Source organism: Paraburkholderia kirstenboschensis (assembly GCF_032806925.1).
Taxonomy (GTDB): Bacteria; Pseudomonadota; Gammaproteobacteria; order Burkholderiales; family Burkholderiaceae; genus Paraburkholderia; species Paraburkholderia kirstenboschensis.
The window spans coordinates 1-14,498 of sequence record NZ_CP136512.1 but is presented as its reverse complement, the minus strand read 5'-3'; the positions used below and the strand labels follow the sequence as shown (position 1 = coordinate 14,498).

General features: G+C 59.3%; 5 protein-coding genes, 2 tRNA genes, 3 rRNA genes and 2 riboswitches. Of the genes, 9 read left to right on the top strand and 1 reads right to left on the bottom strand.

From position 1 onward, the window contains the following. Window positions 1–39: 39 nt before the first annotated feature. A riboswitch (cobalamin riboswitch) is annotated at window positions 40–284 on the bottom strand. A gap of 69 nt (window positions 285–353) precedes the next feature. Continuing rightward, a riboswitch (cobalamin riboswitch) is annotated at window positions 354–634 on the top strand. A gap of 156 nt (window positions 635–790) precedes the next feature. The 4 genes from cobW (at window position 791) to RW095_RS08700 (ending at window position 7,532) form a co-directional block, all read left to right on the top strand. Then, window positions 791–1,894, top strand: a complete 1,104-nt coding sequence (gene cobW / locus RW095_RS08715) for a cobalamin biosynthesis protein CobW (RefSeq protein ID WP_317018494.1) — start codon at window positions 791–793, stop codon at window positions 1,892–1,894. Between the two features lie 6 nt (window positions 1,895–1,900). Beyond that, window positions 1,901–5,740: a cobaltochelatase subunit CobN gene (gene cobN / locus RW095_RS08710; RefSeq protein WP_317018493.1), complete on the top strand. Its 3,840-nt coding sequence runs from the start codon at window positions 1,901–1,903 to the stop codon at window positions 5,738–5,740. Next, the gene (locus tag RW095_RS08705; protein ID WP_317018491.1) at window positions 5,737–6,807 is read left to right on the top strand and encodes an ATP-binding protein; all 1,071 of its coding nucleotides are present in this window, start codon (window positions 5,737–5,739) and stop codon (window positions 6,805–6,807) included. Before cobN ends, RW095_RS08705 begins: the two co-directional genes overlap by 4 nt. 74 nt (window positions 6,808–6,881) lie before the next feature. Next, entirely contained in the window at window positions 6,882–7,532 is a 651-nt protein-coding gene (locus tag RW095_RS08700) for a vWA domain-containing protein (protein ID WP_317018490.1), read from the top strand. 36 nt (window positions 7,533–7,568) lie between these two features. On the opposite strand, the gene RW095_RS08695 is transcribed toward RW095_RS08700, so the two are convergent. Next, window positions 7,569–8,513: a flagellar brake protein gene (locus RW095_RS08695; protein WP_317018489.1), complete on the bottom strand. Its 945-nt coding sequence runs from the start codon at window positions 8,511–8,513 to the stop codon at window positions 7,569–7,571. A 509-nt stretch (window positions 8,514–9,022) separates the two neighbouring features. Here RW095_RS08695 and RW095_RS08690 point away from each other — a divergent pair. From RW095_RS08690 to rrf, 5 genes are all read left to right on the top strand, one after another. Further along, window positions 9,023–10,557: ribosomal RNA gene (locus tag RW095_RS08690) — 16S ribosomal RNA — on the top strand. 76 nt (window positions 10,558–10,633) lie between these two features. Beyond that, window positions 10,634–10,710 (top strand) — tRNA-Ile (locus tag RW095_RS08685). 54 nt (window positions 10,711–10,764) lie between these two features. Beyond that, a tRNA-Ala gene (locus tag RW095_RS08680) sits at window positions 10,765–10,840 on the top strand. A 380-nt stretch (window positions 10,841–11,220) separates the two neighbouring features. After that, window positions 11,221–14,101, top strand: a 23S ribosomal RNA gene (locus tag RW095_RS08675). A gap of 224 nt (window positions 14,102–14,325) precedes the next feature. Next, a 5S ribosomal RNA gene (gene rrf, locus RW095_RS08670) occupies window positions 14,326–14,439 on the top strand. Together the 16S, 23S and 5S rRNA genes with 2 tRNA genes alongside form the textbook arrangement of a ribosomal RNA operon. The last annotated feature ends 59 nt before the right edge of the window (window positions 14,440–14,498 follow it).

Here is a 14,498-nt window from a genome sequence, read left to right as displayed (position 1 = left end):
CGGATTCCGGCTGCCGGCGGCGTGACGTCGTGAAACGCGCGGCCGCCTCCGCGTCTGGCCGGTATCCGGGCTGGCGGCCTCACGCGCTTTGCCTTCCCGTCCGCATTCATTCGAATGTATCGGACAGTGGCATCGAAAACGCATGCGCGGTGCAGCATGAACATTGCACCGCAGGTCGCTTACCGTTGCGGGGACAGCACAGATTGAGCGCAGGAGCGCTGCCTGTTTCCCGTTTAACTGCACACGCGAATGCATGTGCGGGCACCAAACGCGCGCATACGATAGCACACGAGAAGCCCGTGCGATAAGCGCGCCGGGCCCGCGTTTCCTTGACGGCGCCAGACGGTGGGCCTACACTCGCACGCACTTCTGGTGCTCGTGTGCGCGCTCGTGCGCATGCAGTTAAACGGGAAACAGGGCGCCCGCCTGTCACGGTTTGGGCCAACCTGTGCTGCCCCCGCAACGGTAAGCGAAAAGTGACGTCATGGCCGTTCGCATGGCGCCGCAGTGCCGGCTTCGATGTCCACGCGCAAGGCCGCGTGGGCATATCACCACTGGGCGAGAAATCACTCGTTCGGGAAGGGGAAGCGGCGCTTTCGCCAGCCCGGATACCGGCCGGAACACGAAGGGCGAACGTCGCGGGGATGCGGCGCTGCGCTCATGCCCTCACACCCGTTTTCTGCGTTTTCCTGTTGTAGCAAGGCCGTCGTTCATGCCAGAGGCGCGCGCTTGACCTCATGCGTGCCCACTACGCCGGCCGGCGCCTGCAACTTCTGGAATGGACCTCACGATGCAAACTCAAATGCGCAAGATCCCCGTCACCATCGTCACGGGCTTTCTCGGCAGCGGCAAGACCACGCTCTTGCGGCACATTCTTCAGCATGCGGGCGGCAAGCGCATCGCGGTGATCGTCAACGAGTTCGGCGAGCTCGGTATTGACGGCGAAATCCTGAAGGGTTGCGGCATCGGTTGCGACGAGAACGGTGTCGAAACAGAAGGGCAATTGTATGAACTCGCGAACGGCTGCCTCTGCTGCACGGTCCAGGAGGAATTTTTTCCGGTGATGGAAAAGCTCGTCGAGCGCCGTGAGCAGATCGACCATGTGCTGATCGAAACATCGGGGCTCGCGTTGCCGAAGCCTCTCGTGCAGGCGTTCAACTGGCCGCAGATCAAAAACAGTTTCACCGTGGATGCGGTGATTACCGTGGTCGACGGCCCCGCTGCCGCGAGCGGCCAGTTCGCAGAAAACCCGCTCGCCGTCGACGCGCAGCGCAAAGCCGATCCCAATCTGGATCATGAATCGTCGCTGCACGAGTTGTTCGAAGATCAATTGTCCTCAGCCGATCTGGTGATTCTGAATAAAACAGATCTGCTCGATGAGGCTCGTCAGAACGCGGTCGAAGCGTTGATACGCGAAGAGATTCCGCAGCAAGTGAAGGTCGTGCGCGCGCAGATGGGGCAGCTCGATCTGCACACGCTGTTCGGGCTCGAAGCGGCCTCGGAAGAAACGATTCATTTGCGCCACGACCATCACGGTTCGGCGGACGACGCGGATCATCATCACGATGAGTTCGATTCGGTGGTCGTGCATGCAAACGCGCTGTCGCGCGACGCGGTAATCGCCGCGCTGCAAGCGCTCGTTCAGAGCAACACCATTTACCGTGTGAAGGGTTTCGCGGCCTTGCCGGGCGCAGCAATGCGTCTCGTGATTCAAGGCGTGGGCCGGCGCTTCGACAGTTATTTCGACCGACGCTGGCAAGCCGGCGAGGCGGGCGAAAGCCGCTTCGTGCTGATCGGCGAAGACCTCGACCAGGCCGCGCTGCAACGCGCGTTCGACGCGGCGCTGGGCTTGTCGAACGCCCCAGCGTCGGGCGTCGCGGCGCAGCAGGCGTAAGCGCACATGCATCTGCTGCGCACCACGCCGGGCGGTTTCGTCGACGATACGCAAGGCGTGATCCGTATCGATCAGCGGCCTGCGGATATCGTCGTGCTCAGTTCGGCGGACACCACGCTGTCGCTGCTGGCAAGTGCGTTTCCTCGTCTCGGCGACGGCTTTCCGAGCGTGCGCCTCGCAAACGTGACCTATCTGCGGCAACCGGCGTCGGTGGATTTCTACGTCGAAGATGTGCTGCAACACGCGCGCGTTGTCGTAGTCGATCATCTTGGCGGCGAAGCGTATTGGCCGTATGGCATCGAACAGGTCGTCGCGCTAGCGGAGCGCAAACAGCAAACGCTTGCGATGTTTTCGGGCGATCTGCAGGAAGATCCCAATCTGCTTGCGCGCAGCACCGCGGGCGCTGATCTATGCCATCAGTTGTGGCGTTATTTGCGGGAAGGCGGTCCGCAGAACGCCGAGGCGTTTCTGCGCTGCATCGCGCATCGCGCGCTTGGTTGGGGACAGGAGCCAGCGCCGCCGCGCGCGTTGCCGGCCGCGTCGCTTTACCATCCACAACGCGACACGCCGACTATCGCCGACTGGCAAGCGCGCTGGCGGCACGATGCGCCGGTTGCGGCGATACTTTTCTACAAGGCGCATCTTCAGGCGGCCAACACAGCAGTGTTCGACGCGCTGATCGAAGCGCTCGAATCACAAGGCGTGAACCCGCTGCCAATCGCCATTACGTCGTTGAAAGATGCGGTGAGTCGCGAAGTCGTGCAGTCGTTGTGCGCTCAACATAACGCGGCACTCGTGCTCAATACGACTGCGTTCGCCGCTTCCGCGATCGATGACGCGGAACCGCTCGCGCTCGCCGGCGATGCACCCGTGCTTCAGGTGATTTTGAGCGGCGGCAATCGCGAGGACTGGCTCAAGGACAATCAAGGCCTGAATTCGCGCGACATCGCCATGCATATCGCGCTGCCCGAAGTGGACGGGCGCATCATCACGCGCGCGATCAGTTTCAAGGGACTCGCGTATCGCTGTCCGCATACGGAAGTCGATGTGGTGCGTTATCAGCCGGATCTCGAACGCGTGGGCTTTATCGCCGAATTGAGCCGCCGCTGGAGCCGCCTGCGCTCGCTCGACAACGCGGACAAAAAACTCGCGCTGATTCTCGCCAACTATCCGATGAGCGAGGGGCGCATCGGGAATGGAGTCGGGCTGGATACGCCGGCGTCGGTAGTCGGAATTCTGTCGATGTTGCGCGACGAAGGTTATCGCGTCGCAACGGTGCCCGCGAACGGCGACGCGCTATTGCAGAAGCTCACCGAGGGCGTGACGAACGATCCCGTGGTGCGCGATCTGCGACCCGCTTTGCAAAGCCTTGCGCTTGCCGATTACCTCACACATTTCAACGCGCTGCCCGCCGAAGCGCGCGATGCGCTGAATGCGCGTTGGGGCCCGCCGGAGCAGGACCCGAGCGTGCGGCGCGGCCGTTTCATGATTGCGGGTTGGCGCTGCGGCCACGTGTTCGTCGGCATTCAGCCGTCGCGCTCGCGTGAGCAGGGCGATTACGCGAGCTATCACGACGCCGAGCTCGTGCCGCCGCATGCGTATCTCGCGTTCTATTTCTGGCTGCGTCATCAGTTCGGCATCGACGCGGTCGTGCATGTGGGCAAGCATGGCAACCTCGAATGGCTGCCCGGCAAGAGCGTTGCGTTGAGCGATACGTGCTGGCCCGATCTGATTCTCGGGCCCATGCCGCATCTGTATCCGTTCATCGTCAACGATCCGGGCGAGGGCAGTCAGGCCAAGCGCCGCGCGCAAGCTGTCATCGTCGATCATCTGATGCCGCCGCTCACGCGCGCCGAAAGCTACGGTCCGTTGCAAGATCTCGAGCGCCAGGTCGACGAATACTACGAAGCGCTGATGGTCGACCCGCGCCGCTCGAGGCTGTTACGGCGCACGATTCTCGCGACTATCGTCGAACATAAGCTGCATGAAGAATTGAGCCTGTCCGAGCCGAAAGGTGAAGACGACGAAGATGTGTTGCTCACGCGCGTCGATGCGTGGCTGTGTGAATTGAAGGAAGCGCAGATTCGCGATGGTTTGCACACGTTCGGCCAATCGCCGCAAGGAGTGCAACGACGCGATACGCTGCTTGCGTTAGCGCGCTTTCCCGTCGGCGATGGGCAAGGTAGCAACGCAGGGTTGATCGATGCGTTGGCGCGCGATCTGCGGATCGATCATTTCTTCGACCCGCTATCGGTGGATTGGTCCGCGGCCTGGACCGGTCCTCGTCCCGACATTCTGCAACAGGTCAGCGATGCGCCGTGGCGGCATAGCGGTGATACGCGCGAGCGTCTGGAACTGTTCGCAGCGGAAATGCTGCGGAGCGTATGCGAACCGCGAATGCATGGGCATACGGATACGGATACGGATACGAATACGCACGCGTCGAGCGCATTGGCCGAAGCGAGCCTGCCGCAAGCCGGGCGCGTGATCGAGCGCTTGCGCAACGACGTGCTGCCGCGGCTCGACGCATGCGGGACGCAGGAGATGACGCATCTTAGGCGCGGTCTCGAAGGGCGTTTCGTGCCGCCAGGGCCGAGCGGTTCGCCATCGCGTGGTAGGCCCGATGTGCTGCCGACTGGCCGCAATTTCTATTCGGTGGACACGCGAGCGGTCCCGACACAAGCGGCCTGGTCGCTCGGGCTGAAGTCGGCGCAGCAGTTGATCGAGCGGCATTTGCAGGAGCATGGCGATTACCCGCGTGCGATTGGTCTGTCCGTGTGGGGCACCGCAACAATGCGCACCGGCGGCGACGACATTGCGCAAGCGCTGGCATTGCTCGGCGTGCGGCCGAAGTGGGCGCCGGGAAGCCATCGCGTGACCGACTTCGAGATCATGCCGATCGAGGCGTTCGACCGGCCGCGCATCGACGTCACGTTACGTGTATCAGGTTTTTTCCGCGACGCGTTTGCGAACGTGATGCATCTGTTCGATGCTGCGGTCCAGGCCGTCGCCGACCTGGACGAACCTGCTGAACTGAACCCGATTCGCGAGCGTGTGCTGCGTGAACGCGATGCGTTGATCGCACGCGGCATGGACGCAGCCGAAGCGCGCAAGCGTGCCGGCTGGCGCGTATTCAGTGCGCGTCCGGGCGCTTACGGCGCCGGTTTGCAGGACATGATCGACTCGCAACAATGGCAGACCGATGCGGACCTCGCCAATGCCTATCAGGCTTGGGGCGGTTATGCGTACACGCAGAAAAGCGCGGGCGAAGAAGCGCGTCACGCATTCGGTACACGCCTTGCCGCGATGGATGTAGTACTGCAGAACCAGGATAACCGCGAACACGATCTGCTCGATTCGAATGACTACTATCAATTTCAGGGCGGCATGGTCGCGGCCGTGCGCCATCTTGCGGGCAATCAGCCGAGCGTTTATCACGCCGACCACAGCAATCCCGCCGCGCCGCGCGTTCGCACGCTTCATGAGGAGATCGCGCGCGTAGTGCGCTCGCGCGTGGTCAACCCGAAATGGATCGACGGTGTAAAGCGGCATGGCTATAAGGGTGCCTCTGAAATTGCCGCAACGGTCGATTATCTCTATGGCTATGATGCGACCGCGCGCGTGGTCGCCGATCATCAATATGCGCTCGTCACCGACGCTTATCTGAACGATGCGGATACGCGCGAGTTCTTGCAACGCCACAATCCGCATGCGTTGCACTCGATTTGCGAGCGCCTGCTAGAAGCGATGCAGCGCGGTCTGTGGCAGGCGCCCGGGGACTATCGCGCGCAAGTCGAACAGCATCTGCTCGCGAGCGAACAGCAGATTGAAGGAATGCAACCATGAATGCACCCAGGCAGGATGCACGGCAAAATCCGGCGCAAAGGCCCGCGTTTCCCTTCGCCGCATTGATCGGACAGGCGCCGTTGCAGCAGGCGCTGTTGCTGGCGGCGATCGATCCGGGGCTGGCTGGCGTGCTGGTGAGCGGGCCGCGGGGCACGGCTAAATCGACAGCGGCGCGCGCGCTCGCCGAGTTGTTGCCGGAAGGGCAACTGGTGAATCTGCCGCTCGGCGCGAGCGAGGATCGTCTGATCGGCACGCTCGATATCGAAACCGTACTGCGCGACGGCTCCGTGCGCTTTTCGCCGGGGCTGCTCGCCAGGGCGCATCGTGGCGTGCTGTATGTGGACGAAGTGAATCTGCTGCCCGATGCGCTCGTCGATGCGTTGCTCGACGCCGCAGCGAGCGGTGTGAACACCGTCGAACGCGACGGTGTATCGCATAGTCACGAGGCGAGCTTCGTGCTGATCGGCACAATGAATCCCGAAGAGGGCGAGTTGCGGCCGCAATTGATCGACCGCTTCGGCTTGATGGTGGAGTTGCAGAACTGTTTCGAGCCGCGCGTGCGTGAAGAGATCGTGAAGGCGCGGCTCGCCTTCGATCTCGATCCGGTGGCCTTTCGCGCTGGTTACGCTCGAGAACAGGCGCATTACGTCGAGCGGATCCGCGCGGCACGCGAAAAGGTCGCGCAACTTTCTTTCGACGACGCCGTGCACGCGCATGTCAGCGCGTTGTGTATCGACGCCGCAGTGGACGGCTTGCGCGCCGACCTCGTGATGCTTCGCGCCGCGCGAGCGCTCGCGGCGTTGGAGCAGAGCGATGCAGTAACGTCGCAGCATGTGGATCGTGTTGCCGAAGCGGTTCTCGTGCATAGGCGGCGTCAACGGGATACGTCGACTGCTAACAGTGCGGCTGGCGGCGAAACGGTGCCGCGCGATTTACCGCAGAGTTCGGCTACGCCCTCATCTTCTGACGTCGAGGCCGGCGACGGCGACTGGGGTTATCTGCCGCCGCAGCCAGCCGCGACGACGCACGTCAAAGGCGTGATACCGCTTAACGTAAAAAAACGCTGAGCCATCGGAAGGGCGCCGCCGCTGACTCACGCAGCGGTTTTCGATGGCGGCAACGGGCGCAGACGCACTCGCGTTTGTGCAGCGATGCGCGTGGACATCTACGTGGCGAGCCGGGACGGCGTATCGCATGGCCGCAGACATTTGCTGCGAGTGGACAGCGACGGGCGAAGGACCAGCGGGAAGATCGCGGGCAACCCGCGCTGCGTGCCGGAGATCTGCGTTTCGTGCGCGAGACGCCGCGCGGCGGAGTGCTGCACTGCTTCGTGCTCGACTGCTCCGGCTCGATGCTCGCCGGTCAGCGCCTTGCACTCGCGAAGGGCTTGTTGGTTGCGCTGTTCGACCGCGCAAGTGCGATGCGTGCCGAGGCTGCGCTGATCTGCTTCGGCGGAGCCGGCGCGGACCTGCGCTTCGGTCCCGCAGTGCCGCGCTGGTGGAACGAGCGTTGGCTTGAGCCCGTCGGCGGTGGCGGCGGGACGCCGTTCGCAGCGGGCATTCGACATGCAGCGCAGTTGCTCGAGCGCAGCGCGCGCCGCAACCCGGCGCAACAGCGCTGGCTGTGGGTTCTGACCGACGGCCGCACGACTGATCAGGCGACGCGCCCGTTGGATGCGGACGAAGTCGTATTCGTCGACTTCGAGCGCGGCGCGATACGGCTCGGCAGCTGCGAGCGAACGGCGAGCGCGTGGGGCGCACGCCGCGTCACACCGGAAGAACTGATCGGTTGACGGGTAGGCGCGCTTCGCGGGCCGCCCGCTTCGTGCTTATTTGAAGCCCTGCGACCACTGCTGTACATCGTCCTGACGATCGAACACAAAGACCTTTATCGCCATCTGCTGCGCTGGTTCGAGTTGATCGAATTCGAGTCCATGAACCGACGAAGCATCGGCGCCAGCGCTTTTCTGCAGGTTGCGGATCACGGTCGCGGTTTGTATCTCTGTGTCCATCTCCGCCGATCTGAGCCGGAAAGCCACGCGCAACCGGTCGCCGACGGCGCCCAAGGCCCACGGCGCCATCAGCGACATGCCAAGCGCGCTGAGGCTCTTCGCCACGCCGAGGCCGTCGTACGTGTCGCCGGTTTCACCGATCCCGAAGCGCACCGCGAAATGCGTTTGAACGCGAATCGACTTGCGTTCGCGCAGACGGCGGATGGGGCCGGGTCTGGATAGCACCACGTAATCGAACGGAGAGCGGCAGACGGCTTCGACGGTGCATACGAAACGGAACACCGCCTGACTTGCTATCGCGACGATGTCGATGTTTTCGCCAAGGCTGAGCGCAAGCATGCGGCCCTGCTGAAGCGGCGGAGTGATGAACAGCGAATGATTCGGCGCAAAACCGATGATGCGGCATGGATGCATTGGTGCACCGCTGCCGACTTGCAGGCGTACGCCAATCAATGCACCGATTTCGACGTGCATGTCGGCGGGCGTCAACGGGTTGTCCGCCTCGGCATGCAGGTCCGCTTCAACTGCTGGATGTGCTGCTGCGTCGGGCAGGTCGCCGCGGCGCGGCTGGAAGTGCTGGAAGAGAAATGCGCGCTCGTCGGCAGTCGCGAGAACAGTGCCGCTTGCAAAGAGCAGCGAGCCGTCGGCATCGACGATCGGCCACTCGAGCGGTGCGCCTACCGGCACCGCGTCGGCGCTGAGGACGGGCGAAGGCAATGCGAGCGCGGAATTCGGGACTTGCTGGTCGGCTGATTCGTCCATTGAACAGCGATCATTTGAGTGGCGGGATATCCAGTTTAACGGCGCCCAGCGAGAGAGCTTTAGTTGGTGCGGGACTGCAAAGGCGGCTTTCGACTGTTCGTGATCCGGCGGACCGGCAGATTGTATTGGATGCCTAACTATTCTTGAGCGCGGGAGGAAAGTACTGTTTGTTCCGTTTCTCAACTTTCTGAAAATAATTGCAGTTGAGGGGTTGACGGGCTGCGGGCCGCATCGCATAATTCGCCTCCCGTTTGATGACGGACGCGAAGAAAGCAGAGCTTCTTCACGAATGATCTTTAAAAACTAACAGCCGATAAGTGTGGGCGCTTGATGCGCGACGCGAGTCCTGCCTTTGCGGAGTATTGCGTGGGGTGGGGCGTTAAAGCGAAAGTATCAAGTCTCACACAGTAATGAAAGGAAGGTTTGGCCGTTGAAAGATGGTTGAACACTTCGTCAGTACGTTGAGTGAGCGACCGGGTTCGAAAGAGCCCGAAAACAGTAACAGGTTTGAACTGAAGAGTTTGATCCTGGCTCAGATTGAACGCTGGCGGCATGCCTTACACATGCAAGTCGAACGGCAGCACGGGAGCAATCCTGGTGGCGAGTGGCGAACGGGTGAGTAATACATCGGAACGTGTCCTGTAGTGGGGGATAGCCCGGCGAAAGCCGGATTAATACCGCATACGCTCTGCGGAGGAAAGCGGGGGATCCTTCGGGACCTCGCGCTACAGGGGCGGCCGATGGCAGATTAGCTAGTTGGTGGGGTAAAGGCCTACCAAGGCGACGATCTGTAGCTGGTCTGAGAGGACGACCAGCCACACTGGGACTGAGACACGGCCCAGACTCCTACGGGAGGCAGCAGTGGGGAATTTTGGACAATGGGCGCAAGCCTGATCCAGCAATGCCGCGTGTGTGAAGAAGGCCTTCGGGTTGTAAAGCACTTTTGTCCGGAAAGAAAACTTCTGGGTTAATACCCTGGGAGGATGACGGTACCGGAAGAATAAGCACCGGCTAACTACGTGCCAGCAGCCGCGGTAATACGTAGGGTGCAAGCGTTAATCGGAATTACTGGGCGTAAAGCGTGCGCAGGCGGTTCGCTAAGACAGATGTGAAATCCCCGGGCTTAACCTGGGAACTGCATTTGTGACTGGCGGGCTAGAGTATGGCAGAGGGGGGTAGAATTCCACGTGTAGCAGTGAAATGCGTAGAGATGTGGAGGAATACCGATGGCGAAGGCAGCCCCCTGGGCCAATACTGACGCTCATGCACGAAAGCGTGGGGAGCAAACAGGATTAGATACCCTGGTAGTCCACGCCCTAAACGATGTCAACTAGTTGTCGGGTCTTCATTGACTTGGTAACGTAGCTAACGCGTGAAGTTGACCGCCTGGGGAGTACGGTCGCAAGATTAAAACTCAAAGGAATTGACGGGGACCCGCACAAGCGGTGGATGATGTGGATTAATTCGATGCAACGCGAAAAACCTTACCTACCCTTGACATGTATGGAATCCTGCTGAGAGGTGGGAGTGCCCGAAAGGGAGCCATAACACAGGTGCTGCATGGCTGTCGTCAGCTCGTGTCGTGAGATGTTGGGTTAAGTCCCGCAACGAGCGCAACCCTTGTCCCTAGTTGCTACGCAAGAGCACTCCAGGGAGACTGCCGGTGACAAACCGGAGGAAGGTGGGGATGACGTCAAGTCCTCATGGCCCTTATGGGTAGGGCTTCACACGTCATACAATGGTCGGAACAGAGGGTCGCCAACCCGCGAGGGGGAGCCAATCCCAGAAAACCGATCGTAGTCCGGATCGCACTCTGCAACTCGAGTGCGTGAAGCTGGAATCGCTAGTAATCGCGGATCAGCATGCCGCGGTGAATACGTTCCCGGGTCTTGTACACACCGCCCGTCACACCATGGGAGTGGGTTTCACCAGAAGTAGGTAGCCTAACCTGCGAAGGAGGGCGCTTACCACGGTGGGATTCATGACTGGGGTGAAGTCGTAACAAGGTAGCCGTATCGGAAGGTGCGGCTGGATCACCTCCTTTCTCGAGCTAGACGCGTCAAGGTGTTGAGCGCTCACGCTTATCGGCTGTAGTAGTGAAGAAACGCAGACAGACTCAGGGGTCTGTAGCTCAGTCGGTTAGAGCACCGTCTTGATAAGGCGGGGGTCGATGGTTCGAATCCATCCAGACCCACCACTGTCTTGTCTGGTGAGCTGACCGTCTAAAAACCTCTGGGATATCTGTATGACTGGGGGATTAGCTCAGCTGGGAGAGCACCTGCTTTGCAAGCAGGGGGTCGTCGGTTCGATCCCGTCATCCTCCACCAATCCTCAATGCGTAGCGTTCTGTGTGAAAGACCCAGAGCGTTGTGCATTGGCGATTGAGCCAGTCAGAAAGATGCATGGTTATAGCAACCGTGCGATCGGCTGAACGTTCTTTAACAATCAGGAAGAAGTAGTAAAGAGATTCACGAAAGTGTACCTGGAGATGGGTACATGAGTAGGTGAATCAGGGTTGTGATTGTATCAATGTATTTTTTAAGTGATCGAAAGATTGCTTTGGAATACGGCGCAACACGAATACTCAACCTGTAACGGTTGTGCAAGCTGCCCGGCCTTCCCAGTGAAGGTTCCATCCCCTGCGGGGATCGGATGGGAGTAGGCGCTAAAGCGCCAACTCGCATCGGGAGAGACACACCCGTTATAGGGTCAAGCGAACAAGTGCATGTGGTGGATGCCTTGGCGATCACAGGCGATGAAGGACGCGGTAGCCTGCGAAAAGCTTCGGGGAGCTGGCAAACGAGCTTTGATCCGAAGATGTCCGAATGGGGAAACCCACCTCTTTTGAGGTATCCGTAGCTGAATACATAGGCTACGTGAAGCGAACGCGGTGAACTGAAACATCTAAGTAACCGCAGGAAAAGAAATCAACCGAGATTCCCAGAGTAGTGGCGAGCGAAATGGGACCAGCCTGTACTCTTTATTCTTGCTGTTAGTCGAAGGCTCTGGAAAGTGCCGCCATAGCAGGTGATAGCCCTGTAGACGAAAACAGCTGGAAAGAACTAGGTGTACGACAAGTAGGGCGGGACACGTGAAATCCTGTCTGAAGATGGGGGGACCATCCTCCAAGGCTAAATACTCGTGATCGACCGATAGTGAACCAGTACCGTGAGGGAAAGGCGAAAAGAACCCCGGGAGGGGAGTGAAACAGATCCTGAAACCGCATGCATACAAACAGTCGGAGCCTTCGCAAGGGGGTGACGGCGTACCTTTTGTATAATGGGTCAGCGACTTACATTCAGTGGCAAGCTTAACCGATTAGGGCAGGCGTAGCGAAAGCGAGTCCGAACAGGGCGTTCAGTCGCTGGGTGTAGACCCGAAACCAGGTGATCTATCCATGGCCAGGATGAAGGTGCGGTAACACGTACTGGAGGTCCGAACCCACTAACGTTGAAAAGTTAGGGGATGAGCTGTGGATAGGGGTGAAAGGCTAAACAAACCTGGAAATAGCTGGTTCTCTCCGAAAACTATTTAGGTAGTGCCTCGTGTATCACCTTCGGGGGTAGAGCACTGTCATGGTTGTGGGGTCCATTGCGGATTACTACGCCATAGCAAACTCCGAATACCGAAGAGTGCAATCACGGGAGACAGACATCGGGTGCTAACGTCCGGTGTCAAGAGGGAAACAACCCAGACCGCCAGCTAAGGTCCCCAAATATGGCTAAGTGGGAAACGAAGTGGGAAGGCTAAAACAGTCAGGAGGTTGGCTTAGAAGCAGCCATCCTTTAAAGAAAGCGTAATAGCTCACTGATCGAGTCGTCCTGCGCGGAAGATGTAACGGGGCTAAGCCATATACCGAAGCTGCGGATGCACATTTATGTGCATGGTAGGAGAGCGTTCCGTAAGCCTGCGAAGGTGCACTGGAAAGTGTGCTGGAGGTATCGGAAGTGCGAATGCTGACATGAGTAGCGATAAAGGGGGTGAAAGGCCCCCTCGCCGTAAGCCCAAGGTTTCCTACGCAACGTTCATCGGCGTAGGGTGAGTCGGCCCCTAAGGCGAGGCAGAAATGCGTAGCTGATGGGAAGCAGGTTAATATTCCTGCACCATTGTTAAATGCGATGGGGGGACGGATCGCGGAAGGTTGTCCGGGTGTTGGAAGTCCCGGTCCTTGCATTGGAGAAGGCGCTCAGGCAAATCCGGGCGCGGAATTCAAGGGTGCGAGGCCATTCACTTCGGTGAAGAAGCAATCGGAAGTGGTTCCAAGAAAAGCCTCTAAGCTTCAGTTTAACAGGACCGTACCGCAAACCGACACAGGTGGGCGAGATGAGTATTCTAAGGCGCTTGAGAGAACTCGGGAGAAGGAACTCGGCAAATTGGTACCGTAACTTCGGGATAAGGTACGCCCCTGTAGCTTGACGCCCCTGCGGGCGAAGGGTGAAGGGGTTGCAATAAACTGGTGGCTGCGACTGTTTAATAAAAACACAGCACTCTGCAAACACGAAAGTGGACGTATAGGGTGTGACGCCTGCCCGGTGCCGGAAGATTAAATGATGGGGTGCAAGCTCCTGATTGAAGTCCCGGTAAACGGCGGCCGTAACTATAACGGTCCTAAGGTAGCGAAATTCCTTGTCGGGTAAGTTCCGACCTGCACGAATGGCGTAACGATGGCCACACTGTCTCCTCCCGAGACTCAGCGAAGTTGAAGTGTTTGTGATGATGCAATCTCCCCGCGGCTAGACGGAAAGACCCCATGAACCTTTACTGTAGCTTTGCATTGGACTTTGAACCGGTCTGTGTAGGATAGGTGGGAGGCTGTGAAGCGTGAACGCCAGTTTGCGTGGAGCCATCCTTGAAATACCACCCTGATCTGTTTGAGGTTCTAACCTTGGTCCGTAATCCGGATCGGGGACAGTGCATGGTAGGCAGTTTGACTGGGGCGGTCTCCTCCCAAAGTGTAACGGAGGAGTACGAAGGTACGCTAGGTACGGTCGGAAATCGTGCTGATAGTGCAATGGCATAAGCGTGCTTAACTGCGAGACCGACAAGTCGAGCAGGTGCGAAAGCAGGTCATAGTGATCCGGTGGTTCTGTATGGAAGGGCCATCGCTCAACGGATAAAAGGTACTCTGGGGATAACAGGCTGATACCGCCCAAGAGTTCATATCGACGGCGGTGTTTGGCACCTCGATGTCGGCTCATCTCATCCTGGGGCTGTAGCCGGTCCCAAGGGTATGGCTGTTCGCCATTTAAAGAGGTACGTGAGCTGGGTTTAAAACGTCGTGAGACAGTTTGGTCCCTATCTGCCGTGGGCGCTGGATATTTGAAGGGGGCTGCTCCTAGTACGAGAGGACCGGAGTGGACGAACCTCTGGTGTACCGGTTGTCACGCCAGTGGCATCGCCGGGTAGCTATGTTCGGAAGAGATAACCGCTGAAAGCATCTAAGCGGGAAACTCGCCTTAAGATGAGATATCCCCGGGGCTTCGAGCCCCTTGAAGGGTCGTTCAAGACCAGGACGTTGATAGGTCAGGTGTGTAAGCGCAGTAATGTGCTCAGCTAACTGATACTAATTGCCCGTAAGGCTTGATCCTATAACAGGTGTGTCTCGACCCACGTTAGCGCCTTGAGCGCTTACGCGGGTCCGATCCCCGAAGGGGATGCGCTGAACCTCCCCAGGAGGTCGCAGCACACACGGTTGGGATTCAGTGTTGTGCCTGAAACAACACAACCCGCCTCACCTGAGGTTGACTCATCAGACACTACTTCTTCCCCGATTGGCTGTACTGCCCCACCGGCAGTACGGCAACCCGTCATGCCTGATGACCATAGCGAGTCGGTACCACCCCTTCCCATCCCGAACAGGACCGTGAAACGACTCCACGCCGATGATAGTGCGGATTGCCCGTGTGAAAGTAGGTAATCGTCAGGCTCCCCAGCAGCATCAGAAACCCCACCCCTAAAAGGGTGGGGTTTCTGCGTTTACGCGCC